This window comes from Bacterioplanoides sp. SCSIO 12839 (assembly GCF_024397975.1).
Taxonomy (GTDB): Bacteria; Pseudomonadota; Gammaproteobacteria; order Pseudomonadales; family Oceanobacteraceae; genus Bacterioplanoides.
The window spans coordinates 3,134,447-3,161,371 of sequence record NZ_CP073745.1 but is presented as its reverse complement, the minus strand read 5'-3'; the positions used below and the strand labels follow the sequence as shown (position 1 = coordinate 3,161,371).

22 protein-coding genes are annotated in these 26,925 nt (G+C 48.0%); 11 read left to right on the top strand and 11 right to left on the bottom strand.

Translation table 11 applies throughout. The features are described 5' to 3' along the window. Nucleotides 1-357: 357 nt before the first annotated feature. The gene (locus KFF03_RS14320; protein WP_255857597.1) at nt 358-732 is read left to right on the top strand and encodes a carboxymuconolactone decarboxylase family protein; all 375 of its coding nucleotides are present in this window, start codon (nt 358-360) and stop codon (nt 730-732) included. Nucleotides 733-761: 29 nt separating this feature from the next. Here the strand turns inward: KFF03_RS14320 and KFF03_RS14315 are convergent, their stop codons facing one another. Further along, on the bottom strand, nt 762-1,898 hold the full coding sequence (locus KFF03_RS14315) for an ABC transporter substrate-binding protein (RefSeq protein WP_255857596.1): 1,137 nt from the start codon (nt 1,896-1,898) through the stop codon (nt 762-764). Nucleotides 1,899-2,113: 215 nt separating this feature from the next. On the opposite strand from KFF03_RS14315, the gene KFF03_RS14310 reads away from it, so the two are divergent. After that, entirely contained in the window at nt 2,114-2,860 is a 747-nt protein-coding gene (locus tag KFF03_RS14310; RefSeq protein ID WP_255857595.1) for a response regulator, read from the top strand. Further along, nucleotides 2,853-4,766, top strand: a complete 1,914-nt coding sequence (locus KFF03_RS14305; RefSeq protein WP_255857594.1) for a histidine kinase dimerization/phosphoacceptor domain -containing protein — start codon at nt 2,853-2,855, stop codon at nt 4,764-4,766. Before KFF03_RS14310 ends, KFF03_RS14305 begins: the two co-directional genes overlap by 8 nt. Before the next feature lie 39 nt (nt 4,767-4,805). On the opposite strand, the gene KFF03_RS14300 is transcribed toward KFF03_RS14305, so the two are convergent. The 3 genes from KFF03_RS14300 to KFF03_RS14290 form a co-directional block, all read right to left on the bottom strand. Then, the gene (locus KFF03_RS14300; RefSeq protein WP_255857593.1) at nt 4,806-7,163 is read right to left on the bottom strand and encodes a TonB-dependent receptor; all 2,358 of its coding nucleotides are present in this window, start codon (nt 7,161-7,163) and stop codon (nt 4,806-4,808) included. 172 nt (nt 7,164-7,335) lie between these two features. Next, nucleotides 7,336-7,638 (bottom strand): hypothetical protein, encoded by a 303-nt coding sequence (locus KFF03_RS14295; RefSeq protein ID WP_255857592.1) that lies wholly within the window; start codon nt 7,636-7,638, stop codon nt 7,336-7,338. Between the two features lie 124 nt (nt 7,639-7,762). Beyond that, nucleotides 7,763-9,256, bottom strand: coding sequence for an aldehyde dehydrogenase (locus KFF03_RS14290; RefSeq protein WP_255857591.1), 1,494 nt, complete (start codon nt 9,254-9,256; stop codon nt 7,763-7,765). Nucleotides 9,257-9,335: 79 nt separating this feature from the next. Here KFF03_RS14290 and KFF03_RS14285 point away from each other — a divergent pair, with 79 nt between their 5' ends. Further along, a complete protein-coding gene (locus tag KFF03_RS14285) occupies nt 9,336-9,980 on the top strand; it encodes a glutathione S-transferase family protein (protein WP_255857590.1) in 645 nt (214 codons plus the stop codon). A 111-nt stretch (nt 9,981-10,091) separates the two neighbouring features. Continuing rightward, entirely contained in the window at nt 10,092-11,411 is a 1,320-nt protein-coding gene (locus tag KFF03_RS14280) for a hypothetical protein (RefSeq protein WP_255857589.1), read from the top strand. A 12-nt stretch (nt 11,412-11,423) separates the two neighbouring features. On the opposite strand, the gene KFF03_RS14275 is transcribed toward KFF03_RS14280, so the two are convergent. Further along, nucleotides 11,424-12,317, bottom strand: coding sequence for a LysR family transcriptional regulator (locus KFF03_RS14275; RefSeq protein WP_255857588.1), 894 nt, complete (start codon nt 12,315-12,317; stop codon nt 11,424-11,426). Nucleotides 12,318-12,414: 97 nt separating this feature from the next. On the opposite strand from KFF03_RS14275, the gene KFF03_RS14270 reads away from it, so the two are divergent. Further along, a complete protein-coding gene (locus tag KFF03_RS14270; protein WP_255857587.1) occupies nt 12,415-13,755 on the top strand; it encodes an aldehyde dehydrogenase in 1,341 nt (446 codons plus the stop codon). Nucleotides 13,756-13,779: 24 nt separating this feature from the next. Then, nucleotides 13,780-14,547, top strand: coding sequence for an oxidoreductase (locus KFF03_RS14265; protein ID WP_255857586.1), 768 nt, complete (start codon nt 13,780-13,782; stop codon nt 14,545-14,547). Nucleotides 14,548-14,584: 37 nt separating this feature from the next. Here the strand turns inward: KFF03_RS14265 and KFF03_RS14260 are convergent, their stop codons facing one another. The 3 genes from KFF03_RS14260 to KFF03_RS14250 all read right to left on the bottom strand — a co-directional run bounded on the left by KFF03_RS14260 (nt 14,585) and on the right by KFF03_RS14250 (nt 19,008). Next, a complete protein-coding gene (locus KFF03_RS14260) occupies nt 14,585-16,126 on the bottom strand; it encodes an NAD(P)/FAD-dependent oxidoreductase (RefSeq protein ID WP_255857585.1) in 1,542 nt (513 codons plus the stop codon). Between the two features lie 258 nt (nt 16,127-16,384). Continuing rightward, nucleotides 16,385-17,953 (bottom strand): hypothetical protein, encoded by a 1,569-nt coding sequence (locus tag KFF03_RS14255; RefSeq protein WP_255857584.1) that lies wholly within the window; start codon nt 17,951-17,953, stop codon nt 16,385-16,387. A 182-nt stretch (nt 17,954-18,135) separates the two neighbouring features. Beyond that, a complete protein-coding gene (locus KFF03_RS14250; protein ID WP_255857583.1) occupies nt 18,136-19,008 on the bottom strand; it encodes a LysR family transcriptional regulator in 873 nt (290 codons plus the stop codon). A gap of 115 nt (nt 19,009-19,123) precedes the next feature. Here KFF03_RS14250 and maoP point away from each other — a divergent pair, with 115 nt between their 5' ends. From maoP to KFF03_RS14235, 3 genes are read left to right on the top strand one after another with little or no spacing between them, the layout of a single operon-like run. Beyond that, nucleotides 19,124-19,411, top strand: coding sequence for a DUF413 domain-containing protein (gene maoP / locus KFF03_RS14245; RefSeq protein ID WP_255857582.1), 288 nt, complete (start codon nt 19,124-19,126; stop codon nt 19,409-19,411). Between the two features lie 22 nt (nt 19,412-19,433). Then, nucleotides 19,434-20,339, top strand: coding sequence for a 30S ribosomal protein S6--L-glutamate ligase (gene rimK / locus KFF03_RS14240; protein ID WP_255857581.1), 906 nt, complete (start codon nt 19,434-19,436; stop codon nt 20,337-20,339). Between the two features lie 2 nt (nt 20,340-20,341). Then, nucleotides 20,342-20,779: a RimK/LysX family protein gene (locus KFF03_RS14235; protein WP_255857580.1), complete on the top strand. Its 438-nt coding sequence runs from the start codon at nt 20,342-20,344 to the stop codon at nt 20,777-20,779. Between the two features lie 44 nt (nt 20,780-20,823). Here KFF03_RS14235 and katG read toward each other — a convergent pair whose 3' ends face one another. Next, nucleotides 20,824-23,022 (bottom strand): catalase/peroxidase HPI, encoded by a 2,199-nt coding sequence (gene katG, locus KFF03_RS14230; RefSeq protein WP_255857579.1) that lies wholly within the window; start codon nt 23,020-23,022, stop codon nt 20,824-20,826. 119 nt (nt 23,023-23,141) lie between these two features. Further along, nucleotides 23,142-24,038, bottom strand: coding sequence for an AraC family transcriptional regulator (locus KFF03_RS14225; protein WP_255857578.1), 897 nt, complete (start codon nt 24,036-24,038; stop codon nt 23,142-23,144). Between the two features lie 250 nt (nt 24,039-24,288). Here KFF03_RS14225 and KFF03_RS14220 point away from each other — a divergent pair, with 250 nt between their 5' ends. Continuing rightward, nucleotides 24,289-25,761, top strand: coding sequence for an NAD(P)/FAD-dependent oxidoreductase (locus KFF03_RS14220; protein ID WP_255857577.1), 1,473 nt, complete (start codon nt 24,289-24,291; stop codon nt 25,759-25,761). Between the two features lie 12 nt (nt 25,762-25,773). Here KFF03_RS14220 and KFF03_RS14215 read toward each other — a convergent pair whose 3' ends face one another. After that, on the bottom strand, nt 25,774-26,871 hold the full coding sequence (locus KFF03_RS14215; protein WP_255857576.1) for an AraC family transcriptional regulator: 1,098 nt from the start codon (nt 26,869-26,871) through the stop codon (nt 25,774-25,776). Nucleotides 26,872-26,925: the final 54 nt, after the last annotated feature.

Here is a 26,925-nt window from a genome sequence, read left to right as displayed (position 1 = left end):
TAACAGTTTATTCGTGTTCGCGCCTGATATCTTAGCGAGAACTTTTCGAGCTTAGGGGTGTAACTAATTGATTTCACGTTGAAACCTTCCTTAGCAAGATAATTCCCTTCCAGAAAAGCGTGCGCGCACACTATTTCGGCCACGGTATGCCTACTATCTTGTAAACCACTTCCGTAACCCACTGATTTCACTAATGTTTAAATTATCACCTGCTGAGAAAGCAGGCAAGCACGAAAATAAGGTTTGCTTTCACTCCTTGAAAATTTGAAATCATACTGGTTGCATCCCCAGCCTTTGGAAGAATGCTATTATCCAGCCACCAACACCAAGGCTAAAACAAAGCAACAGAGACACAACATGAGCAAAGAAGATATCGAAAACGGTTTAAAGATTCGCAAGGAAGTAATGGGAGAAGCATTCGTCGACAAAGCCATGGGCAACACCAGCGCGTATATGGAGCCTGCGCAGCAGTGGATCAATGAACACGCCTGGGGTTCGGTATGGCAGCGTGACGGGTTAGATCGTAAAACCCGCTCGTTGGTAACGGTTGGTATGCTGGCGGCGTTAAAAGCATCCACTGAAATCAAAGGCCATATTCAGGGCGCTTTAAACAACGGTGCAACACCCGAAGAAATCCGCGAAGTGTTATTACACTCTGCGGTGTATTGTGGCGCGCCCGCCGCTCAGGAAGCGTTACGGGCGGGCAAAGAGTTGTTAGAAGATAAGTTCTGATCGCTCACTAAACTGAATTATCCGGAGCGTTACAGCTCCGAATAATTCCACTGGGCTTTCTGGATGTCAGCCTGAGTAGAAATCAGCCCTAATTCATTAAACGATTGTTGAACCCGTTTGTTCAGCACATCAGCGTTATGTGGGTAATCGGCGTTCTGCAGGAAATTAATGTTGTCTTCGACGGTAACAAACTGAGCGTCGTAAAACATTTCTTCAATATCCGGAATGGCTTCTTTATCGCCTAATAAAATATCCCCGGCAGCAGATACCAGCTGCATTTTTTCATCGCTGGATAAGTCTTTCATCAGCTTAGGCACTTGTTGCCCGGCGCGGGTCAATGCGCCCACAAACTTTTTCACTTCCTGTGGGTATTGCTCTAAATAGTCAGAGCGAACCATATATACATCAGCAATAATCCGGCGCGCGAACATGGTGGAAATAATCATGCGTGCTCCGGCGATGGAATCTTTTTCGCCGGTACCCACCCGGCGGCCAGAAGTAATTGGATAAGCATCGGGAATAATCATAAAAGCAGCATCAATATCGGGTTCGGTTAATGCCTGTGGCGGTGAATCCGGGTGCTGGGTCAGTTCCGGTAACCATTTCAGGGTGACATCATTGGTGGATAATCCGGCCTGCTCCAGTACGGTAGTCATAAAATCTACGTGTGGGCCATACGCCTGTACCGCAATGGTTTTACCTTTTAAATCTTTCACCTGCATCGCTTTGCCTTTAGCGACCAGTGTATCGCCACCTCTGGACCAGGTGAGCTGATGAATAATGACCGGGCGGGTACGTGGGTCAGCATTAATAATATCCAGCGCCTGGTTACACATTCCAATGGTGCAGCGCAGGTAGGGCGAACGGCCCGACATATAATCTTTTACCTGCTCCTGAAACACATCCTGTTTGACCAGTTTAATATTCAACCCGGCCTGTGCCATTAAGCTGTTTTCCTGGGTAGTCAGGCTATTACCATTGGCAAAGATGGAGACCAGTTCGCCGCCCCAGGTGATGATAGGAACCTGAGTGGGAGAACTACTATCAACTTCTCCAACTGCTGTTTTGATTTGTTGCGCCATGGGCTCCGGGTCGATATAGCCTGGTGCCGCTATCGATGATAATGAATAGGTTGCTAATAACGAAAAACACAGAAATCTCAGCACAGTAATACCCTGAAAATGCAAGAATAAATAAGAGAATCGCCCAACGGCAATGCGGCCGATTTTATCCTTTAAGCATCTGTGCTGAGGTGATTTTTGTGTGCGTTATCTGGCAAAACTTCCTTTAACCTGACCAATGTGGACAATATTATTCAGGTGCCTGAAATATCCTGATCACATACAATGGCGATAAAGTAAGTCATTGCTGGTTGTTGTTTATGCCACATCGAATTCTGATTGTTGAAGATGAACCCATTCTGGCGCTGGATCTGAAAGAATCCTTACAGGAAATGGGGTATGCCATCGTTGGGCTGTGCAGCAGCGCAGAAGAAAGCATTGAGTTGTGTCGGGTATTAAATCCACAGTTAGTGTTGATGGATATCAAGCTGGAGGGTGAAAAAACCGGCACCGACGCGGCTAAGGTGATCAGCCTGGAGTTAGATATTCCGGTTGTTTTTCTAACCTCTTATGTTGACGATCACAGTGTTCGCGAGGCTTTAGCAGCGTCTTCTTATGGTTATTTGAAAAAGCCGTTTCATCAGGAAACGCTGAACGCCACCTTGATGCTGGCACTTAACCAGCATGAACGACAACAGCAGCTCAACCGTGATATCGAAAGCCTGAAACGGCTACCTGAGAGTGAATCGCCAACAGTGTTTCAATTGTCGGCGTCCACTCAATATCAATTATTCAGCGGCGTATTGGTTCGTGATGGTGCCAGCGTCAAGTTGACACCAAAAGAGCAAAAATTCCTTGAGACTCTGGCACTCAATGCAAATACGTTGATCAGCTTTGAGCAGATTTGCCTCTCGGTATGGAACACCAAAGAAATCAAAGTCAGTGCATTGAGAACATTGCTGCATCGCCTGCGTCAGAAAGCTGGGGGAGCAACCGCCATCAAAAACGTGGTGGACAGTGGCTATCAGTTAGTGGTTAACATCGATAGAGCCATTGGTCATGACTGATTCCTTAAGTCGCCAGCTTTTTTTATTCATCAGCGGATTAACCCTGTTATTGCTGATGTTAATTGGCGTTATTCTGGCTCCGGTTTTGGTACAGCAGGTTCGGGAATTAGATCGGCAGCGATATGAAACCCAGTTATCGCATGCGCAACTGATGATGTCGGCAGGGGCGCAATTATCCAAAACGATTGATCGTTTTGTGGTCGAGAGTCATCAGGCAGAGCTGGAACAGCTTTTTGCCCCTATGCGTGAGCATGTGCAGGTCTTGGAACAAAGGCTGCTGGTAGGTGAGCAGACTCGTTCACAAGCCGTGTCTTCAATTGTTGAATTTATTAAGCCGCTGGCACATGAAATGGGAAATCACTTTTGGGTTACTGAAGAAGATGGCAGCTGGATTTATCATCCTCATGGTCAGCCCAGTGAGATATCCGATTATCACCGACAAGAATTTCGTCATTTTATTCAGCAGGTTAAAGCACAGCAAGAAGCCAGCGCTTCAGTTCCTTGGGATGTATATTACCTGATTGATAGCAAGCCACTGATTGCCCGTTATTTTAAAGCACTGAATATCATTGTTGGCATGGATGTGGATGCTACGTTACTACCCAACTCGCCTAAAGACAGTTATTTGAAACTAGAGGGAATGCTTAAGAAGTTACTCGATGGCACGCGTTTTGGTGACCATGGCCAGGCATTTTATTTATTCACTAACTTAAATACGATTTATACGTTAGAAGGCTTTGATTTATCGGCCATTCTCAAATCAGGCAATAACCCAATAACGGGAAATCGATATCTGGATGATTTTAAATTAGCGGCAAAGCAAGGTCGCAGTATCGATATTGTGTGGAACCATGTTGACGATCCGAAGAATTTTATTTATCCGGCTACCGCACATGTTTTTTTCGAGCCTAGTCGTGCGGTGCATCTGGTATCTATTAGTTACGATAACGATCTGAATTATCAAGCCGATCAGGTACTGTCTGAAATTATCATTACCCTTGTTTTTTGCTTGTTTCTCGGCGTTGTAGGTGCGTGGTGGTTGTCGCGCCGGGTTGTAATGCCGATTAAGCAGTTGAGTCGTTATGCTGAGCGTGTTGGTCGGGGTGATTTAAGTTTACGCGTACCTTTTATGCGAGGCGATGAGCTGGGTGTTCTCGCTCGTGAATTTAATAATATGGTTGCTAAACTGGAATCGACCATTGAAGGATTAGATCGCCAGGTTCAGCAACGCACACGGGAGCTTGATCAACAAAATCAACAATTATCCACTGCCGTAAAAGATCAGGAAACATTACTGCGCGAAGTGCATCATCGGGTTAAAAATAATCTGGCTGTTATTATCGGTTTTATCCAATTACAGCAGCGCCGTTATCGTGGCAAGCCAACGGAAGCATTGTTAAAAGATTTACGCAGCCGCATATACACCATTGAGTTAATTCATAATCAGCTATATCGAGCCGATAATCTCAGCCATGTTCAACCGTCTGTGTATTATCAGGCGTTAATTGAAGAAATCTGGCAGCTGTACTCACCAAATGAAAAAATTACTTGGTCGTTGGAGGTGACAATTGAACAGCAATCGTTAGATCAATTGCTGACTTGCGGTCAGCTTCTGAATGAAATGCTGAGTAACAGCCTGAAGTACGCCTTTGTCTTACAAGAGTCGGGGAATATCCGAGTGCAATTTAGCCAGATTTGCCGGATTTCTGAGAACGATATTCAGCAAGAATGGGTGAAGTTTACTTTTGAGGATGACGGCTGCGGTTTAAACCATAACCTGGAAAAAGAAGGGCTGGGGTTTACGCTGATTCATCATCTGGTTCAGAACCAGTTGAAAGGTCATATTCAGCAAAAAGAAACCGATCGTGGTTTATGCTGGGAAATTATTTTCCCCATGAAAAAATAAAAGCAGGACGAACTTATGTTCGCCCTGTGTTGGTAGTGATCAGAAGTTTGCCTGTAATGTCAGGCTGGTCTGGCGGGGTTCGCCCAGGTTCATTTCTGGCCGGGTTTCATTGCGATAACGTTCAATATACTCTTCGTCTAATGCATTGCGAACACTCACAAAAGCTTTGTAGTTTTTATATTCATAACCTAATTGTAGATTAACCAGAGTGCGTGCATCGTTCTCTGGATCTGAATCGGTTGCCGGATCAAAGTCTGACAGAAACACCTCTGGGTCAAGGTAAGCCTGTGAGCTGCTGGCATAGTTTGCATTAACATTGATGAATACACCCGAATCAAAGTCATAATTAACCGCAATATTGGCGGTTTTTTCGGGAGCATCTTCAAAACTTCTACCGGATAAATCCCTTACCTGATCACTGAAGGCGTATAGGAAGGTATCAAACTCACTTTTGGCATAACCAACTCCTGCAGTAATCGTTAATGCTGGGGTTGGGTAATAAAAGACTTCAGTTTCAAACCCACGCACCGTCGATGCCCCTGAATTAACGGTTTCACGATCAAACTGATTGCCCGATAACTGAACTGAGACCTGTTGATCTTCCCAATCCAGATAAAACAGGTTGCTATTCACCACCAGAGATCCATCTAACCAAACCGTGCGTAAAGCCAGCTCGTAGTTATCGGTGTATTCCTGATCGTAGTTATACACATCAGATCGGGCGATATTCACTCCAACACCCCCAGAACGATAGCCTTTCTGGTAGAGTGCGGTGAGCGATGCATTGTTATTAAAGTTATAGGTGGCCCCTAATTTGGGTAACCAGGCATGAAAAGTTTTATCAACAGCAGGTGCATTTTCTGATGCGGCTGCTGCCTGGTCGATGAAGCTCTGATTGATGCCCGCCAATAATGGCACAAGTGCTGGGATAGTCTGAGCGTAGTCGCCAGGATCCGGCAGTTGATCAGCATTGTTGATGGTTACCAGACTGCTGGAGGCGTTTTCCTGTTTCTCTTTGTCATAACGTATGCCAGCAAGTACATCCCAGTGCTCATTAATGGCGTAGGTGATATCCGTAAAGAAGGCCATGGATTCAACTTTTTGACTTAGGTCGGTACTGGTACCCAACAGAACCGGGTTGGCGGGTGCGTAAAGTGCCAGCACCTGATCGGCGAGTGCCTGAGGCAAGCCGATGCCGCCTGATTCGGTTGGAGCAACTAACAGATCAGGAACTCCCAATGCCTCTAAGCTCATAGCTCGACGACCGGATAAGTCTTCAGTGACATCCAGATTTGAATAATATAGCCCTGTAACTCCAGTCAGAGGGCCATAATCGAACGTTAATCGCAGTTCCTGGCTGGTGGTGTCGTGGCCCTGCTTCAAGTGATTGGCTGACAGATCTTCAGCACTGAAATCGGTATCCGAAAGGTAGTTATAATCGGTTTCGTTATAGGTGGTGATGCTGTCGAGTGCCCAGATGCCATTAATGGGATAGCTCATTTCCAGCGTATAAATATCGGTTGTTGTGGTTTCTTCATACGGAGAATTAAAGCTGACATCACGATTGCCTCCGGCCTTTGCGGTATTTGACCAAAGCGCGCCTAATTCATTTTCATTATGCGTGTAGGTGAAAAGTGATGAGAAACCCTCGAGTGCTTTCGGTTCGAACAGAACTTTAGCGCGATAGTTGTCGCTATTGCGGAAATCGGAATGTTCATTACGCGTTATATTGTAATTATAGCCATCAAAATCTTTGGTCTCGGCGGCAATACGTACAGCAAGCTGGTCTTCAATTAATGCACCACCACCGGCAAATGCATACTCTTCCTGACCATTATCCCCCACGACGGCCTGTAATTTTGCTGAAGATTCATAGCTTGGATCATTCGACCGAATGATTACTGCACCGGCCAGCGCATTGCGCCCCTGAATGGTTGATTGAGGACCACGAAATACCTCAACCTGAGAGACATCCCACAGCGAAAATGCATTCTTAGCGATGACCCAGTAAGGCATCGGGGCACCATCAAAATACATGCTGGCTAAAAAGCTGTTGCCACCGCCGGAAACATTAAAGGCATCAATACCACGAATATTAAATCCACCGCTCAATGTGCCATTGGTATTTGGAATGGTATCAAATACATCGGATACATTACCGATGGTGTAGTTTTCAATATCGTCGTTGGTCACAACCGCAACGCTGTTCTTGGTTTGCTGTAATGAGCGATCAAATTTTTGTCCGGTAACAACAATGGTATCCAGCGCAACGGTTTTGTTGTCTTCCTCCGCCTGAACTGCAAATCCGGTGGTCGAGAGGCTCAGAGATAACAGTGCAAAGGAAACAGCACGACTGAGCGGATGCTTATGATTAGGCAGATAAGCGATAGGTCTCATGATTACAAATCCTCAAATGACTGCTGAACGCATGGGTTCGACGCGATAAACATCATTTGACCCACACGCACACTAACGAGGACGGCAATTTATCATAGGTGTGAGAATGCTAGTTATTCTCAATTTAAGGAATTACATTCTTGTAATTTCTGGGCCACGGTTAAGTACCCGCTCAGGATTTATTCCCCCAGATTTTGGCGACGGCATGATCTGATCCCAGTGAGCCAACCACAACAGCCACCAAGCCTACGGCAAAGAAAATAATGGCAGGGAAGAGTCCACCCATAATCCCGGAGTTAATTGCAATCACACATAAGCCAAGGGATAACAGGGTAAATAAGGTGCCCACCACAATCAGAATCAACCGGTGAGAAGGCTTGTAGTTGGCTGGAGTGGTGGCTGGAGTGCCAGAGGTGTTAGCTGTTTCAAACAGATTCAGGATAGGGGAGAAGAGTTTGGTGAAAAACGATTTCATAGGTGCTCATACTTCAGCGAAAAAGAAGCGGTATTGTCGCTGTTTCTGATGGCTTTACCAGCAAGATTCAGCTGCCAACCTGAAATTGGCAGCTTTGTCCGGGTCGGCATGGTGTTAACAGACCCTAGTCCGACAGATCGATCCACACGGTTTTGTATTCCACGTATTTATCCAGCGCATGAACGGATTTGTCGCGGCCAAAACCAGACTGTTTAAAACCGCCCACCGGCGATGAAATATCACCATGATCGTGGCAATTTACCCAGATCACACCGGCTTTAATTTCTTGTGCGGCACGCTCCATGTGTTTCATATTCTGGGTCCAGATTGCACTGCCCAAACCGTAAATGGTGGCGTTGGCGACCTCGATGGCCTGATCAAGATCGTCTACCGGAATCACGGATAATACCGGGCCAAAAATCTCTTCCCGGGCAATACTCATTTGCGCGTTTACTTGATCAAAAATAGTCGGTTGTATAAAGCAGCTGTTGGCTTGATGATCACCACCCAACAATAAAGCCGCACCTTCCTGTTGCCCTTGCTGAATGTATTGCACCACCCGCTGGCTGTGTTGCTGATCCACCAGGCAGGCCATTTGGGTTGCCGGATCCAGTGGATCACCCACGACCAATTGTTCGGTTAAGGCCCGGACCTTTTGCATCAGTTCGGCATGCACCGAGCGTTCAACAATCAGCCGCGACCCGGCATTACAAATTTGTCCTGAGTTACCAAATGCACCCAATACGATGGCTGCAGCGGCTTTATCCAGATCGGCACAATCGGCCAAAACGATATTGGGGGTTTTGCCACCACATTCCAGCGACACACGTTTAAGGTTGGATTGCCCGGCGTATTGCATGTACAAACCGCCAACCCGGGTTGAGCCGGTAAAGGCCAGTGCATCAACGTCTATGTGCAGCCCCAGTGCTTTGCCAGCCTGCTCGCCAGTGCCGGTCAGCACGTTTAAAACCCCGGCCGGGATACCGGCTTCATACGCCAGCTGTGCCAGGCGGATGGTTGCCAACGACGATTGCTCCGCGGGTTTGATAATGACGGAGTTACCCATTGCCAGTGCCGGAGCGGCTTTCCAGCAGGCAATCATCAACGGGTAATTCCACGGCACAACGGCGGCAACCACACCTACGGGTACGCGGTGAATGCGGGTTAGGGCATTGGGCGCGGTCGGAGCGATTTCGTCATATTGTTTGTCAGCTAGTTCGGCAAACCAGCGAATGCAATCAACAGCACCGGGAATGTTCATCTGGCTGCTGTCACTGATGGTCATGCCCATATCCAGGGTTTCCAGCAGCGCCAGTTCGGTTGTGTGCTGCTCCACCAGGTCAGCCCAAGCCAGCATGATGTGTTTGCGCTGCTTAGCGGCTATGCGGCTCCAGACGCCTTGTTCAAAAGCGTCTCGGGAGGATTGTACGGCGATATCAGCGTCTTGCTCATCACAGGCGCTGAGTTGCGTTAAGACCTGACCATCTCGCGGTGACACAACTGCCAGAGTGCCGCCGCTGACGGCTTGGTGAGAGCGGCCGTGGATAAAAGAAGAGTCGGGAAAACTCAGCTGTTGTGAAATTCTTTGCCATTCGCTGAAACTGTCAGGACGATTCATAGTCTACTCTAAGTTATTGAAACCATTGGCGTCCCTGACAACCTGGTGTCAGAGACGCGCGAAAATTATAAGGATCAGTATGGAACTCTTTTCTCTGCCCGTCAGCACATACAGCGCTAAAGTGCGAATTGCGCTGGGGCTGAAAAACATCGCTTGTACCATCTCACCACCACCGGGTGGTTACAGCACCGAGGAATACATGCAGCTGGTGCCACTGGGTACGATTCCCGCATTACGTGTTGATGATCAGTATTTCTCAGAGTCAGATGTCATCATGGAGTTCCTTGAAGACGCTTATCCGGAGGTGTCTTTATTGGGAGACGACAACCTGAAGCGTGCTCAGCATCGTTTTCTGGCGCGTTACCACGATATCTGGCTGGAGCCTCACCTGCGTCGCACCTTTGCTCATGTTGATCCGGCTGGTCGCAATCAGGCGGAGCTGGATGAGCATCTGAATAAATTTGAAGAGCGTTTACAGAAGCTGGAAACCTTATTCACTGCAGCTCCGTTTATGACCGGTGAACATATTGGTTATGCCGACTGCGCTTTCCCGGCGACCATTGAACTGGCGGATATTCTGCTGCCGGTTTTCGGCCGTACCTTAACACTTGGCCCGAACATGGCGCGTTGGCGTGAAGCGGTATTGGCGAACCCAGTGGTCAAAGCCGTGACGGATGAAAGCCGTCAGGCAACGTTAGACTGGATGAATGCCGGGGGTGGTTAAAGCCATTCTGATTTTTTCTTAAACCAACAATTCAGTTAACGTTCAGTTAGCTTTGTTAGGCTCTCCACATAAATTGATAACGACCTTGTGTTTGACGTGTGGAGAACATTAATGAAGCTTTTTAACGTACTACCCATAATGGCCGCGGCCGCATTATTGGCGGCTTGTGGCAGCTCTTCTGGTGGCAGCTCATCCGACTCAGATAACAACACTTCAGGGAATACCGGTACTTCCGGAAACATCAATGCGGTGGCTGCCAATAGTACAAAAACACTGTCGCCAATTTTAAAACAGCTTAATTATTCCGCTACTGCTTTAAATAAAGAAAAATCGTTTGCCGTTGAGATCGGTGAAAATGATGTTTCGATGTTACTGAATCTGAAAGCCAGTGGTGACGATGGCGGTATTCTGGTGAAAGAAATTATCGACCCTGCGGGTGTGACTATTTATCGCGCCGAATTGAAGGGAGAAGATTTTAATGTAACCAGTGATGTGATTAAGTCGGCCATTGCCGGTGAAAACACCATTACGGCATTTTTACCGTCAACGCCAAAAATGACGTTAAATAAAGGCACATATCGTTTTGTTCTGCAGCAGGTTGGCGATGTTAACTTGTCGGATGCTAAGGTTTATGTGAAATCCAATCCGGCGGGTGGCGATATTGACCTGACGGAACTGGCTGTCGATCTGAATATTTTTATTACCGACCCTAACCCGATTTACCGCAGTGCTGCTTTTCAGAACACGCTGAAAAATGACTATAAAGCCAATATTAACACCATGCTTAATCCTCATCGTATGACATTGGATTCTGTGAATGTTTATGTTGCCGATGCAGCACAAACCAATGCTTTTAAGGTAATCGATGATGAGGATGGCGACTCATTTAACAATGCTTGCCGGGCACTCTATAACGTCAGTGACAATGATATGGCATTAAATGCTTTGTTTATTGAAGACTTTAAGGGCGGTAATGCCGGGTCATCTCCATTTGCCGGTGTGATTCTTGATGCCGATGCCGACGAAACTTGTTTTGCCGTTGCCAGAAAAGCATACAGCGTCATCGATGGTCGTAGCAGTAATGCCAGCGAAGAGCTGCAGCAACAAGCCGGTAATATTCTGCATGAAGCCATGCATTTTATGTCGCTGGAGCATACCACTGAAATGAACGGTTTAACCTTTGACACGATTGCCGACACGCCAGAGTGTGACGCCGCGACGTACGACGGTCGTGATAACCCGAACCCGGCGTTTGGTGATGATGGTAAAGGTGATAAAGACGGTGTGGTAGCCGACCATGAATGTGGTCATGCTGGCGGTGCAAGTAATGTCCTGTTCTGGGCCGGACATCCCGACTTTCTGCCTTTCTCAATGACCACCGACCAGGCCTGGGTACTCAAGCGTCACCCATTATTACGGCTGGCAAATTAATCAGTGGCAGGGTTATGTATTAAATAGCCCTGCCAACTTATCCCGTAACCATTGGTGTAACGCATCCTGAGACGAACGCTGATGCCATACGGCAATCACATCAAAACCTGGCATATCACGATCGAGCGAAATTGCCTTTAATTCCGGGTCGGGTAATAACCGAGCCGGAATAAAACCACACAGGTCGGTTTCTGCAATGGCGGCTTTTGCAGCAGTAAAAGTAGGAACGGACAACACCACGTTACGTGGGTGCCCTTGTTTTTCAAACCACTGTTGCGCAGCTCCGGTGAAATCCCCCCGCGATGGCGATACCACTAACTGTGGAATTTTTGCGACCTCAGCCACCGTCATATAAGGCCGGATCAGGCGGTTATGACAAGAGGCAACACAAACATATTGTTCCCGGTAGAGGGTTTGAGCGGGATAGCTTGCTGGCGCAAATAAGGGGTTGGTGATGACCAGATCAACTTCGCCATTTAACAGCTCGGTGCCGAGTTGATCGAGGTTAAGGGTTTTTACTGCCAGTTTCAGTTGGGGGGCTTCTTTACGCAGTTGCTGCAGCAAATAAGGCAGGATGGTTTTTTGTTCCAGATCGGTACAACTGATGGTGAAGGTACTGCTGACCGTGGTCGGATCAAACACCAGAGGCTCAACCAGCTGCTCCAGGGCATTTAAGGCATTGATCACCTTAGGTTGCAGCGCTTCAGCAAACGGCGTGGGGGCAATGCCATTACCCCGGCGGATAAACAGCCGATCGTTAAAGGTAATCCGCAACTTCTTCAGCTGGTCGCTGACTGCCTGCTGGGTAACCCCCAGCTGATCGGCGACGCGTGACACGTTTTGTTCGCGCAGCAGATAGTGAAGGGTGCGGAGCTGGCGGATATCCAGGCGGTTAAAAGCATTCACTTGTATCTCTTACACCTAAAGCTTGTTTCTGTTTGTATGTTATCCCGCGTACTCTGCGCCAATCAATACGTGCATGACCGAACCGAGATGTCTTTTTATGAGTGACTTTTTAATTTCTACCAACCCACTGAATAACGAGGAAGTGGGGCGGGTACCGATTGCGTCCCAACAGGATGTCCTGGCAGTGGTTGATCAGGCCAAACGTGCACAAACAGTATGGGCGCAACACCCTTTGCAACAACGCGTTGAAATGCTCACCAAGGCTTATCAGCAGTTAGAACCACTGCATCCGGAGCTGACCCGTTTAATCAGCCTGGAAATGGGTAAAGATCAACGTCGTGCTCATTATGAAGCCGGTGGTGCAATGGCCAATGCCCCTTATATGGCACGTGAAACGGCTGAGGCTTTTGAGCCAAAACAAATTGCTGTCAGTAGCCAGATTCAATACCAGCCTTTGGGTGTAGTTGGGTTGATCTCGCCGTGGAACTACCCGCTGGCAATGGCGAATAATCTGCTGATTCCAGCCTTAATTGCCGGAAACAGTGTGGTGCTAAAACCGTCGGAAAATACCCCATTGGTTGCCGATGTGTTTGTGAAAGCGTTGCAGCAACAGTTACCCGAAGGTGTGTTGCAGATTATTCATGGTGAAGGTGATGTTGGCCGGATGTTGGTGCAAGCCGATATTAATATGATTGCCTTTACCGGCTCGGTTGCTGCCGGACGGGATATTATGGCGAACGCCGCCGGTGGTTTAAAACGCCTGGTGATGGAGCTGGGCGGTAATGACCCGATGATTGTTATGGCGGGTGCCGATTTACACGCAGCGGCACGTTTTGCGGTTGCCAGTTCATTCGAAAATGCCGGGCAAATGTGTACATCCACCGAACGTATTTATGTGGATCATCGTGTCGCTGATCATTTCCGCGAGCTGGTAGTGCAAATTGCCGGGCAATACCGGGTTGGCGGCTGGAATGAGCCGGGTGTGAATATCGGCCCGTTGGTGAATGCCAAGCAGCACCAGAATGTGTTGGCGCAATTACAGGATGCCAAAAACAAAGGTGCTGAATTTTTATTGGGTGATGCCGATTACCCACTGCCATTTATTCAGCCGACTGTGGTGGATGGCATGACGCCGGATATGCAGCTGGAGCAATTGGAAACCTTTGGACCAGTCGTCGCCATGTCGACCGTCGACTCAATGGACGAAGCCATTCGTCGCGCGAATGATTCGGTTTATGGCTTAGGTGCGGTGGTGTTTGGTGGCTCTGGTGCCGCCGAAGTCGCTGATCAATTACAGGCGGGCATGGTATCAGTTAATGGTGGAGTGGGTGGTCCTGGCGACAGCCCCTGGGTTGGTGCCAAACACAGTGGTTTTGGCTATCACGGTTCCGCCGAAGGGCACCGTCAATTCACACAGATTCGTGTGATGAATTATTAGATGAATGATTAAAGGTAACGCAGAATGAACGAAGATTTTTATGTGGTTGCCCGCGAATCGGGTGCTGAAAATCCCAGTTTGCCAACCTGGGCGAGCCGTGTGGAAAACCCGGTTCGCCTTGATGACGATTACGATGTCAGCCAGATTTCGCGCCGTGAAGTGCCCGATGTACCGGGGGCTTATCAGCTGCTTAATGTGTTGTCGCGCCAGGAAACACAGCGCTTGATTGAAGCGAGCGAAGCGTTGGGATATTTAAAAGATGCCGCGGTATCGTTACCGCGGGAAATTCGCCATAACGATAATGTCACCTGGGTGACGGATGAAACAACAGATACGTTACTCTGGCAACGGGTTGCTCATTTAGCCGAACAAAAACTGGATATTTTTAATGGCAAAAAGCCGTTAGGGATTAATGCCCGTTTCCGTTTTTATCGTTATCAGAGTGGTGATTATTTTCAGTTTCATACCGATGGTGACTGGCCGGGCTCGCGTGTCATTAATAATGAATTAATTACCAATGCCTATCCGGATCGTTATAGTCAGATGACGTTTCTGATATTTCTGAGTGAAGACTTTGAAGGTGGAGCAACCCGCTTTTTAGTGAATGCCGATGATCCCGGCAAGCCAGCGCGTCGTGGTGATAATGTTCAGGAAATGGATGTGCGCACACCGGCAGGCAGCGTATTGTGCTTTCCTCACGGCATGCACCCATTACATTGTGTGCACAGCTCAGAAACGATTCGCAGCGGGGTTAAATATATTATCCGCACGGATATGTTGTTTGAGCTGTAGCGCTGTTGGCACTAGGCCTGTTACAGGCCCTGGCCTTCTAAGCGATAGCCTCTCTGGATTCTTGCTTAGCCGATGTCGTGTCGATGTGTTGCGCGGCATACCCCTCTTTTTTATAAAAGTGCAGGCACTCGTCAGTCACCGGGCCGTGGCGCAGATTTTTTTCATCGACTTTGTAATCCATGGCAACATCCCAAGGGGCTGTCATTCCACGGCGGGGCAACGTATCAATGACGCGCTGCACATAACCGGCACCAAAATCCAATAATGGTCGGGTCGGCATATCCGGGTCGGGTAAGTCCGCCTGGCAAACATCTTGTTGGGTTTCTGTCATGTGTTGCATGATGCGGCACAGATGTTCGCAGATCAGGCCGATTTTTAATGTCCATGATGAGTTGGTGTAACCAATGGCATAGGCAAAGTTTGGTACGCCGCTGAGCATCAGGCTTTTGTAGGCGACGGTATCCCGATATTGAATGGGTTTGTTATCAACGCGATAATCAATGCCACCAAACAGCTGCACATTGAGGCCGGTGGCGGTGATGATAATATCGGCTTCCAGTTCTTTACCGGATTTTAATAACAGGCCTTTTTCGGTAAAGGTGTCGATATGATCCGTCACGATGGACGCATCGCCATTACTCACCGACTCAAATAAATCACCATCGGTGACGGCACACAGTCGTTGATCCCAGGGGTTGTAGGGCGGATTAAAATGGGTATCAACCGGATAGTTTTCTGGTAATAATTTTTTGGTGCCAGCACGAATTAATTTGCGTGCTGCGTTCGGAAAACGCTGGCAAAAACGCCACCACCAACGACTGAGGTTGATGTTTTTACTGCGTATCATTTTGTACGCTAAGGCTTCGGGAAATATCTTTTTGATCAGGTTGGCAATCGGGTCTTCGGTTGGCAGGCTGACAACGTACGTTGGTGTGCGTTGCAGCATGGTGACGTGTTGCGCTTTTTCAGCCATTGCAGGCACTAATGTTACGGCAGTGGCACCACTACCAATTACCACGACTTTTTTACCCTGATAATCCAGATCTTCAGGCCAGTGCTGCGGGTGAATAATCTGGCCTTTAAAATTGTCACGGCCATTAAACTCCGGCATAAAGCCCTGTTCATAGTTGTAATAACCCGCCGCAGAAAATAACCAGCTGGCCGTCATCACATGACGTTTGCCGGTTTCGGTATTCTGAATTTCAACCTTCCAGTGTGCGTCCTGACTCGACCAGTTAGCCGAAATCACTTTGCTGTTAAAGCGGATTTTTTTCTTCAGTTGATTTTCATCGACCGCTTCGCGCAGGTAATCCATGATGGTGCCGGCATCGGCAATGGCCTTAGGGCTTTTCCAGGGCTTGAATTCATAACCAAAGGTGTACAGGTCGGAGTCCGAACGAATCCCCGGATAACGGAATAAATCCCAGGTGCCACCGATGTCCTGGCGAGACTCGAGGATAGTAAACTGTTTGTTCGGCTGATCGCGCTGTAAATAATAAGCCAGCCCAATACCGGAAACGCCAGCGCCAATGATCAGTACGTCGGTGTGTTGTGAGAACTCTGAAGCATGTTCAGTCATACATTATCCTGCTGTTATTCTTATTGGATGAGACTCCTTCTATAACCAGTATTGTGCACCAACCATCCGGGCCTCTGATATGTTCAATCTTGCCATTAATAGAGGCTTGTTTTGATATGCAGATCTTAAGTTAGGCGCAGGTATGCCTGAAGTGTTGTTGGGATGTGTTTTCGGGGCGGGCAATTTACGCCATCAGGCATCTCTATACAGAGGTGCCTGATGGATTCAGAGGTGCCTGTTGGCAGGCTGCTGATCGGTTCAGATACCGACGGAGAATCCTTTCAGCCCATCAATCTGACGCAATGAACCGGCTTCTCCCGGTTTGATTTGATACACCAGGCCGTTCAGGTCCGCTTGCGATGAGCGGGTGGTGATAATCAATTGGCCATCCACCGGAAAACTCTCTGCCCGCACCGATTCTACTCCCGCCGGCAGGCTGCCGTAGATTAATGGCGTCGCCAGATTATTTTCATTCACTTCCGCGACGGTCAGCCCATCATTTTTTAACTGGCTGTACAGTGGTCGATTAAAAAACGGCGAGCTTGAATTGAGAGAGGTGTTCAACCACTCAGCGTCATCGAAGCGTGTGATGGTATTGTTACTGGCAATGTACAACGCATATTCTTCATCATCGGTACTGTCATAACGCAATGAGATCTCAACCAGTGCACCGCGCCCGGTAGACGACATACCAAAACTGCTGCTACTGGTGCCGGTGCGGTCGTAATCTGCCTGAGTTAATAACTGGAAGGTGACACTATCACCACGCTCATCGACCTGTAAAAAACGTTGGATACGATTATTAACATTGTCGTCGGACGCAATAATGGAGGCATTTTCCAGAATGGCGATGCCTACACTGCCCGCTAAATTTAATGTCGAAAATTCCTTCACATCGGAGCGGCCGATATTGTGACGATAATAATCAGAACCCAGGGCTAAATAAGCACGATCTGACGTTGTTTTCACTTCTTTAGGATCGCTGGCTGTGAGGAATTTAAGACCCGGCTGACCATCTGATAAATTGGTCACGCTGGCATCGTAGTATTCGTCGCCGAGGCGAATAATGGTGCGATTTGTGTTGAAAAAATCGGTAACTGAAAAGGTTTCTGTCTCTGGGTTATAACCTGCGCCTGCATCAACCGTAACAAACTGAGAAAACAGATTGTTGTAGTAGCGTAGCACGTTACCTTCTGACGTTTGCTCACGTACCAGATAACCTGCGGTTTGATAGGCTGATGATAAAATGGCCTCAGCGCGAATCGCAGTAAACAAGGCTGTGTTATTGACCCTGACCGGACTGTTGTCGGCCGTCATTGATGCGTCGACATAAAATACCGGATTATCATTGCTTGTTGCACAATCCTGATCATCCCCGGCCATACTGAAGAATAAACGTGGGTTGCTGCCGTTTTCCTGATCTTCCATATCGCAGAATGAGTCTTCGTTCAGATTGCTCAGAGACGAAACCACTTTGGGAACATTATTCTCAGGAGTTAACTGCACTAATTGCCCCTGGTGAAGGGCAAACAGTGCTGCCAGTTCGGTTTCACCACTGCTGTTGAATTTCTGTGGAAAGAATGCAAAAGGGGTGCTCTCAACAACAACTTCACCCTTATGACTTTGAGTGCTGACCGATGCGATGCTGCCATCCAACCCCAGCACGTAGCTGAATTGGTCAACCTGGCTGGAGCCGCCCCCATTTCCAGAACCACCATTTCCAGAACCGCCGTTATCAGCGCCATCATTAGAGCCGCCACCGGAACCACCGCCGCAGGCAGCAAGGAATAATGCCGATGATAGGGCGCACAGGTTAAATAATCGCATATATGAATTACCTACTCTCAGAGATATGAAAGCGACCAGTCAGAGATATGGATCTTCCTGAGCCAGGCTGGTGCTCATGACAAAGTAGGAATCATAGATGAATAATTGTTTTCGACTAATGAATTCTTCGCATGGAGGTCATGCAAAGAATTCATTTTTTTGATGTGTGTTGGCCGAGGTTGTTACGGCGACAGAGACTCAGCAACTTCAGGTTGAACGCCTTTCAGTGCATTAATAACGTCTAAATAACTTTCATGCCGTTGTGGGTTATCCGCCATGCTGGCGTACACCGTGCGATTGATGATCGGGGTATCAATCACTTTGGATAGTTGGTTGGTTTCGAAATAGGGTTGGGCCAAACTTTCAGGGAGATACGCACTGCCGCCATTACTCAGCAGAAAATCCAGTGCAATCCGGCCGGTGTTGGTTTTTAAAATAGCTGACGGTGCATCTTTAAAAGTGCGGGCGTGTTGTACATTAAACATGGTACCCCAGTCGACCAGTACGTAGTTGCCAGCGAATGCCTGATCAATCGTGCAATTCTGGCTAGTGCTGACCATATATAGGGGCAGCTCCAGCAGTTCGACACTTTTTATTTCATCAACCTTAGGTGCATCAAAGGTAATGGCGATATCCAGTGTTCGTTCCAGCAACTGACGGGCAATATTCATTGCCGCATGAGCTTCTGCCCGAATCGCGGTTCCCGGAAAACGGGTAAACAGGTTGCCAAGTTCGGCCTGTAAAAAGGCATCCCAGATATTCGGCGTTGCACCAATGGCGATTTGTTGTTCCTGCTCTTCTGCGATGGCGACTTCTTGTTTGATTCGTTGTGCCAGTGTCAGGCTGGCGTCGGCCAGAGGCAATAACTTCTCTCCAGCAGGGGTCAGGTGGATATTATTGCGTTGGCGGAAGAACAGTTGCACGCTGAGTTGAGATTCCAGCTGACGAACCCTTGAACTGACTGCGGCCTGGGTAAGGTACAGGTTCTCTGCTGCCTTACCAAAATGTCGGGTTTTCGACACTTCCACAAAGGTTTTCAGTAAATCGTGATCCATTCGCTATTCCGTAACAGCTGTTTATCTTAACGATAAATATATATTGATTTACCTACACACTCTACATGCCGATACTCCGCAAAATCGATAATGGACCCGGCGATAGAGGCGGCTAATGGATATTAAAAGCGACAATCTCACACCGTATTACGATGATCTCCACTTTCCGAATGGCTTTGCCAGAAGCGGCCACTTCACAATCAAACAGGCTGAACTACTGAGTCGTTATGGCCGCCGTTTATCGGCGATATGGAGAGGCGAAGCCAGCCCGGAAGGACCGGTTGAAGAGCAATTTAAGTTGTTCTGTGAGGGCCAGAAAAGCGTGGAATCGGAATATGAGAAAGCCTGGCAAAGTTATCTTGAAGCGATCCAACAAATTAATCGTTACATCAAAGCAAGTTGATACCTGAAACCATAGAATTGTTATGAAAATTGGCGTTTTATCCCGTAATGAAAATCTCTATTCAACCCGGCGTATGGTTGAAGAAGCACGAAATCGTGGCCACGAGATTGATGTGATTGATACCTTGCATTGCTACATGGATATTACATCGAGCAATCCGTCGGTGCGCTATCACGGTGAACCGTTACCCAAATTCGATGCGGTGATTCCGCGTATCGGTGCCTCTATTACTTTTTATGGCACAGCGGTAGTACGCCAATTTGAAATGATGGGTACGTTTGCCATCAATGAATCGGTTGCGATCAGCCGCTCCCGCGATAAATTACGTTCATTGCAGCTGTTATCCCGTAAAGGGGTAGGCCTGCCACGTACGGGATTTGCTAATAAACCAGACAACATTAAAGACTTAATTAAAAATGTTGGTGGTGCGCCTTTGGTGGTTAAACTGCTGGAAGGCACTCAGGGGATTGGTGTGGTATTGGCAGAGACGAATAAAGCAGCGGAAAGCATCATCGAGGCTTTTATGGGATTAAAGGCCAATATCCTGGTACAGGAATTTATTAAAGAAGCCGGCGGTGCCGATATTCGTTGCCTGGTGGTTGGCGGTAAGGTGGTTGCTGCCATGAAGCGTCAGGGAGCGGAAGGTGAATTCCGTTCTAATTTGCACCGTGGTGGTACAGCTGAACTGGTGCGGTTAAGTAAGGAAGAGCGTGCAACCGCCGTCAACGCCGCTAAGGTTATGGGACTGAATGTTTGTGGTGTGGATATTTTGCGTTCTAATCATGGGCCGGTGGTCATGGAAGTGAACTCTTCACCTGGCCTGGAAGGTATCGAAGTGGCAACCGGTAAAAATGTAGCCGGGATGATCATCGATTTTATTGAAAAAAATGCTAAGCCCAATAACACCCGAACCAAAGGTAAAGGCTGATCATGGAAGCGTTAGTGAAAGACAAATTGATTATCGGAGCACTGGAAAATTGCAGCCTACCAGACTTGTCGATTAACAAGTTACAGATACGTGTCGATACCGGAGCACAAACTTCGTCCTTACACGTTGATGATATTATTCAGGAAGAGTCTGACGACAAAGTAGGCGTAAGTTTTTCTATTCACCCGGATATTTATGATGTGGAGAAAACGATTCGTTGTTGGGCGCCAATTGTGGATGTTCGCTCGATCAAATCTTCAAATGGCGAGTCAGAAGAACGTTTCGTTATTCGCACCAGAATTGTATTGGGCACGGTTGATAAAAATATCGAAGTCACTTTAACCGACCGTTCTGAAATGAGTTATAGGATGTTATTCGGACGTCAGGGAATGGGGAATGATTTTCTGGTGGATCCGGCGCAAACATTTTTGCACCCATAAATAAGCCCTCAGCTTATATGAGCTGAGGGCTTATTCTGATCCGTTTATTTCAAATCAAACCGATCAGCGTTCATCACTTTGACCCAGGCTTTGACAAAGTCGGCAACAAACTTTTCTTTGTTGTCGTCTTGGGCATACACCTCGGCGTAAGCGCGCAGAATTGAGTTAGATCCAAACACCAGGTCCACCCGGGTGGCGGTCCATTTCGTCGCGCCGGAATCCCGTTCAACAATGTTGTAAGAGTTACGGCCGGTTGGCTCCCAGCGATACGACATATCGGTTAAGTTGACGAAGAAGTCGTTGCTCAGCGCACCAATATTATCGGTGAATACGCCATGCGCACTGCCACCGTGGTTGGTGCCCAGCACGCGCAGGCCACCAATTAATACCGTCATTTCTGGTGCTGATAAGCCCAGTAGCTGAGCGCGATCTAATAACATCTCTTCTGGCATCACGGCGTAGTGCTCTTTTTGCCAGTTACGGAAACCATCGTGTACCGGTTCCAGTGGTGCGAATGATTCGGCATCGGTTTGTGCATCGCTGGCATCACCACGCCCGGCAGCAAACGGTACTTCAACCGTAACGCCGGCGTCTTTTGCCGCTTTTTCAATGGCGGCGCTGCCACCCAGCACAATTAAATCGGCCAGACTCACGTCTTTGCCGCTGCTTACACGAATGCCTTCTAACACAGCGAGCACTTTTTGCAGGCGTTCTGGCTCGTTACCTGCCCAGTCTTTTTGTGGCGCTAAGCGAATGCGTGCACCATTAGCACCGCCACGGAAGTCGGAGCCACGGAAGGTACGGGCGCTGTCCCAGGCTGTTGCGACCAGTTCGGATACCGTCAGATCTGATGCCAGGATTTGTGCTTTTAAGTCATCCACATCGGCGGTGCTTAAATCGGCATTGCCAGCCGGAATTGGGTCTTGCCAGATCAGTTCTTCTGACGGTACATCCGCGCCTAAATAACGCGAAATTGGGCCCATGTCGCGGTGGGTTAATTTAAACCAGGCGCGGGCAAATACGTCTTCGAAATAATCCTGATCATCACGGAAACGCTCTGAAATTTTGCGGTATTCCGGATCCATTTTTAATGCCATATCGGCATCGGTCATCATTGGCATGGTGCGGATGCTGGCGTCTTCAACGTCTGCAGGCATATCGCTTTCTGCAATGTTCACCGGTTGCCACTGGTGTGCTCCGGCTGGGCTTTGGGTTAATTCCCAGTCGTATTTAAACAGCAGATCAAAATAGCCGTTATCCCATTGGGTTGGGTTGCTGGTCCAGGCACCTTCGATGCCGCTGGTGACGGTATCACGACCAATGCCACGGCTTTTATGGTTCATCCAGCCGAAACCTTGTTCGTGAATATCGGCCCCTTCCGGATCGGCTCCCAGATTCGCGGCATCACCATTGCCGTGGGCTTTACCAACAGTGTGGCCGCCTGCGGTTAAGGCAACGGTTTCTTCATCATTCATCGCCATACGTGCAAAAGTAGTGCGCATATCCTGAGCGGTTTTTAATGGATCGGGCTTGCCGTCTACGCCTTCTGGGTTCACATAAATCAGGCCCATCATTACCGCAGCTAACGGGTTTTCTAAGCCGTTTTCAGAGCGATCTTCGCCCGCATAACGGGTACCTTCACCGCCACTTTCCTGCAGCCAGTTTTTCTCTGAACCCCAGTAGGTGTCTTTTTCCGGGTGCCAGATATCTTCACGGCCACCGGCAAAACCAAAGGTTTTAAAGCCCATGGATTCATACGCCATATTGCCTGCCAGAATCATCAGGTCGGCCCAGGAAATTGCGTTGCCGTATTGTTTTTTAATTGGCCATAACAGACGGCGGGCTTTGTCGAGGTTGCCGTTATCCGGCCAGCTATTGAGTGGTGCAAAACGCTGATTGCCTGTGTTGGCACCGCCACGACCATCGGCCACGCGATAAGAGCCTGCTGCATGCCAGGCCATGCGAATAAATAAACCGCCGTAATGGCCCCAGTCGGCTGGCCACCAGTTCTGGCTGTTGGTCATAAGCGCTTTTAAGTCGCGTTTGACCGCTTCGAGGTCCAGCTTTTTGAAGGCTTCGGCATAGTTAAAGTCATCACCGAGAGGGTTCGTTTTGTGGTCGTGCTGATGCAGGATGTCGAGGTTTAAGGCATTGGGCCACCAGGCGGTGTTGCTGGTGGAAGACGATGTGTTACTGCCGTGCATAACCGGGCATTGGCCGGTGGAATTACCGTGATTTTCCATAATACTGCTCCTCCGGAGCCACTATGAGTTGAGGGACAATATTCATAGTAGCCAGATCCGGAAATAACGCAGTTTGATTCTCTAAATAGCCTCAATAGGCAGTTATAATCAGTCAAATTCTAGTGGTGTTGACGGTACTCGGTGGGAGTCATCCCCACTTTCTTTTTAAACAGGCGCGCAAAATATTGCGGGTATTCAAATCCTATTTGATAGGCAATGGTGGCCACGGAATCGTTAGAGGCTAATAACAAATCTTTAGCAACGTCGATCAGTTTAAGATGAATATTTTCTTTAGCTGTTTTTCCGGTTTCCGCTTTCAGCGAATCGCTCAGATAACGACTGGTCATATTCAGCGCATTGGCAACTTCATCAATTTCGGGAATGCCGTCATTGGCTGACAGCAGGTCATCAAAGACAGCTTCAAACTGAGATAACGTCGATACGTTATTTTCTTTTCTCAGCAGAAACTGACGATGATAGAAGCGATCAGCGTAACGCAGAATGGTATCGATCTGTGACAGAATCAGTTCTTTAGTAAACTCATCACGATTATTCTGGTTTTCAGATTCAATGGCCTCAATCAGGCTCATGATCTGATTTTCTTCATTCGGGGAAACATGTAAGGCTTCGTGAGTGGAGTAGTCGAAGAAACGATATTTAAGTAAGCGTTCCATAATCGGATGACCATGAACAAAGTCTTCATGAATCAGAATAGTGACCGCACTGGATTCTACTTTTACTCCTGACGTTGAAACTTCCTGGCGAGGTGCCATGAACAACATTGTTCCGCTGGAGCAATCGTATTGAGTACGGCCATAATGAATCTCTCCGGCTGTAATCTTTTTCAGGGAGATCGAATAAAAATCTGTACTGATCGTTAGCTCAGACTGGCAGGTAAGCTCCTGATTGACCTCGTTACTGGAAATACGAATTACATCAAACAGTGGGTGCTCCGGAAGACGGATCCCGACTGTTTTATGATGCTCTTCTATTGAGGAAAAATGGTATTTACTCATCACGAATCCCGGTCTGTATATTAAGCCCGGTAGGCTCAGGTTTGAATTTTCATCTTAAATGACATCAGTAAAATATCCAGTGCACAAAATAACGGAATATGGATACAAAATAACCGGCAGCCATATTGTTGGAAAAGTTGTCTCAATCGAACCCGGTATAATGTTTGACGCTGCGAGGTGGCGCCCATACCCTGCATCCAAAAGCCATTGCGCTTGTATCAGATTATAAAAACAGAAACCGGAGATTCTCATGTCGACCCACGCAGTCATCATTATTGGTAGTGGTTTTGGTGGTCAATGTGCCGCCATACGTTTAAAAGAGCAGGGTATCGATGACTTTATTTTGCTTGAGCGTCGGGAGTTTATGGGGGGAACCTGGTGCCAGAACAGCTATCCGGGAGCCGCGGTGGATGTTCAGTCGCCCTTATATTCGATTGAATCAGAGCCTTATGACTGGTCTCAGATGTTTGCAGAGCAGGATGAACTTGAACGTTACACCAATCATGTTATTGATAAACATCGTTTGCGTGATCGAACTCGTACTCACTCGAACGTTGAAAAGATTCAATGGCTGGAAGCTGAGAGCTTATGGCAGATCGATGTCCGGCATATCCAAAGCGGTGAGCCGCAAACGTTAAAAGCCCGGTTTGTGATTAATGCTTCCGGGCCACTGAGTACCCCAGTGATCCCTGATTTTCCAGGTCGAGATTCATTTAAAGGCGAGTCCTTTCATACCAATAACTGGAATCACGATTTTGATTTGCGCGGAAAAAAAGTGGCGATCATTGGCAGTGGTGCCAGTGCTGCACAGATTATTCCGGCAATTGCGCCCGATGTAGGTGAATTACACATTTTCCAGCGTAGCCCTCATTGGGTGATGCCGCGTCATGATTATCAGTTTAAAGGCTGGCAGCGAAAATTATTGCGTCATAAAAAAGTCTATCGGGCATTACGGGAAGCAATTTATTGGACGCTTGAGACCCGTATTATCGGATTTAAATATTCTGAATTTATGCGTGATTTAATGGCGACCCGCCTTGCTAAAAAGCATATTCGTCAGCAAATTAAAGACCCTGAATTGCGTAAAAAAGTCACACCTGACTGGAGCATTGGCTGTAAACGTATCATTCTTTCCAATGCTCTGTATCCGGCTTATTGCCGTGATAACGTTACCTTGCACAGCCAGGACGATAGTATTGATACCATTACCGAGGTCGGCATTAACACCACGCAGGGTGAGCAGTTAGAGTTGGACTTAATTATTTATTCAACCGGCTATGATGCCACCGATGGTGTGATTTCTTATCCCGTGGTTGGTAAAGGCGGCACGACACTGGCTTCAGCCTGGGAAGATTTCCCCAGGGCTTATCTGGGTACCAGTGCGCCGGGCTTCCCGAATTTGTTTATTGTTACTGGGCCCAATACCGGGATTGGCCACACGTCGGCTATTTTTGTGATTGAAGCGCAGATGAACTACATCATGTCTGCCATTAAGTCTGTGATCCGGCAGGCGAAACAGTCAGTTGAGGTGCGTGAGGATGCGGAAGATCGTTACACCCGGCATATTCATGAAGAAATGAACAAAACCGTTTGGCAGAACGGTGGCTGCAACAGCTGGTATAAAAGCAAAAGCGGCAAAGTAATTGCGATGTTTCCGGGGTTCAGTTTTACCTTTCGTCGCTGGACGAAAAACTTCCGCAGTAAGGATCATATTTTTAGTTAAGGCGCCTCTGAATTATTCATTCAGTGAGTCTTTGCGATAAACGCTGGGCGTGACTCCTTTCCAGCGTTTAAAAGCATGGCTGAAATTAGCGCTGTTACTGTATCCCAGACGTTCAGCGGTGACCTCAATAGAGAGCGCTTGTTTCAGGAATGCTTCCGCTAAGCCCAAACGAACATCGTCCCGGACCTGCCTCCAGCTGCTGCCTTCATTGTGAAGCTGGCGGTGTAGTGTACGGGACGTACGCGCCATGGATGATGCGACCTGCTCCATACTGCTGGTCAGGCCCAAGGTCAGAATCTGATTCCGTACCTGTTCGCAAACCGATGGTGGCCGGGAAGACGCTGACTGTTTAACGGAAGATGATTGATCGGTAGAGGATAATTGCTCAACCGATGACTGCACTGTTTGTTTTTGATTCAGCAGCTCACGGCATTGTTGCTCACACAGCTGAGCAGTCATGGCATTGGCTTTGGGTAAGGGTTCATCCAATAAGGTCGACAGCCCGGCAAACGCAAAACGGCCCGCGTTAAAGTGCCAGTTAACACCGGCTTGTTGCAGCAGTTTTGCCTGTAACGAGCCAGCAAAGCCATCCGGCTCCGGCATATCCAGTTCCACCACGATGTTATGTTTGCCTTGTTCCAGCTCGGGCAATAATTCACGCATGATCACTAACACAGCCCACATATCACGACTGGCTAATAACTTGCCGGTATCCCCGGCCAGCGGACAACGTATTTCAATCAGAGCTTGTTGCGATTCAGCTTCTTCAATTAACAGCAGCTCAGAAAAAATATAAGTCAGTGCCAGGTACTGTTGGCCAAATGTAATGGCCTGACGCAGTGTGCTGCTCGACAGCAAGGCATAACCAAAAATGCCATAACTGGTCAGCTGATAACGCATGCCCAGCTCCATTCCGGTCTCGTACGGTGACCCGGTATGGCTTAGTAAGTTGTTGATGACCTGCAATTCCTGCTGTTCATCAATCTGACAGTCTTGCTGTAGTTGCTCCGAGCGGATAGCGCTGTTGGCGATTAAATCCTGCGGGGCAAGGCCAAGGCCGCTGGCGTAATCACAGATGATCTGCACGCTGGTAATGGATCGTTGGCTCATAAGCTGGAATAACGGTGTCTGAAAATCACAAATTTAAGTCTGATTCCCTCATGG

Bases quoted from the DNA above. Each gene is read 5' to 3' on its own strand.
- KFF03_RS14320 (WP_255857597.1), top strand. From the start codon at position 358: ATGAGCAAAGAAGATATCGAAAACGGTTTAAAGATTCGCAAGGAAGTA.
- KFF03_RS14310 (WP_255857595.1), top strand. From the start codon at position 2,114: ATGCCACATCGAATTCTGATTGTTGAAGATGAACCCATTCTGGCGCTG.
- KFF03_RS14305 (WP_255857594.1), top strand. From the start codon at position 2,853: ATGACTGATTCCTTAAGTCGCCAGCTTTTTTTATTCATCAGCGGATTA.
- KFF03_RS14300 (WP_255857593.1), bottom strand. From the start codon at position 7,163: ATGAGACCTATCGCTTATCTGCCTAATCATAAGCATCCGCTCAGTCGT.
- KFF03_RS14295 (WP_255857592.1), bottom strand. From the start codon at position 7,638: ATGAAATCGTTTTTCACCAAACTCTTCTCCCCTATCCTGAATCTGTTT.
- KFF03_RS14290 (WP_255857591.1), bottom strand. From the start codon at position 9,256: ATGAATCGTCCTGACAGTTTCAGCGAATGGCAAAGAATTTCACAACAG.
- KFF03_RS14285 (WP_255857590.1), top strand. From the start codon at position 9,336: ATGGAACTCTTTTCTCTGCCCGTCAGCACATACAGCGCTAAAGTGCGA.
- KFF03_RS14280 (WP_255857589.1), top strand. From the start codon at position 10,092: ATGAAGCTTTTTAACGTACTACCCATAATGGCCGCGGCCGCATTATTG.
- KFF03_RS14270 (WP_255857587.1), top strand. From the start codon at position 12,415: ATGAGTGACTTTTTAATTTCTACCAACCCACTGAATAACGAGGAAGTG.
- KFF03_RS14265 (WP_255857586.1), top strand. From the start codon at position 13,780: ATGAACGAAGATTTTTATGTGGTTGCCCGCGAATCGGGTGCTGAAAAT.
- KFF03_RS14260 (WP_255857585.1), bottom strand. From the start codon at position 16,126: ATGACTGAACATGCTTCAGAGTTCTCACAACACACCGACGTACTGATC.
- KFF03_RS14255 (WP_255857584.1), bottom strand. From the start codon at position 17,953: ATGCGATTATTTAACCTGTGCGCCCTATCATCGGCATTATTCCTTGCT.
- KFF03_RS14250 (WP_255857583.1), bottom strand. From the start codon at position 19,008: ATGGATCACGATTTACTGAAAACCTTTGTGGAAGTGTCGAAAACCCGA.
- maoP (WP_255857582.1), top strand. From the start codon at position 19,124: ATGGATATTAAAAGCGACAATCTCACACCGTATTACGATGATCTCCAC.
- rimK (WP_255857581.1), top strand. From the start codon at position 19,434: ATGAAAATTGGCGTTTTATCCCGTAATGAAAATCTCTATTCAACCCGG.
- KFF03_RS14235 (WP_255857580.1), top strand. From the start codon at position 20,342: ATGGAAGCGTTAGTGAAAGACAAATTGATTATCGGAGCACTGGAAAAT.
- katG (WP_255857579.1), bottom strand. From the start codon at position 23,022: ATGGAAAATCACGGTAATTCCACCGGCCAATGCCCGGTTATGCACGGC.
- KFF03_RS14225 (WP_255857578.1), bottom strand. From the start codon at position 24,038: ATGAGTAAATACCATTTTTCCTCAATAGAAGAGCATCATAAAACAGTC.
- KFF03_RS14220 (WP_255857577.1), top strand. From the start codon at position 24,289: ATGTCGACCCACGCAGTCATCATTATTGGTAGTGGTTTTGGTGGTCAA.
- KFF03_RS14215 (WP_255857576.1), bottom strand. From the start codon at position 26,871: ATGAGCCAACGATCCATTACCAGCGTGCAGATCATCTGTGATTACGCC.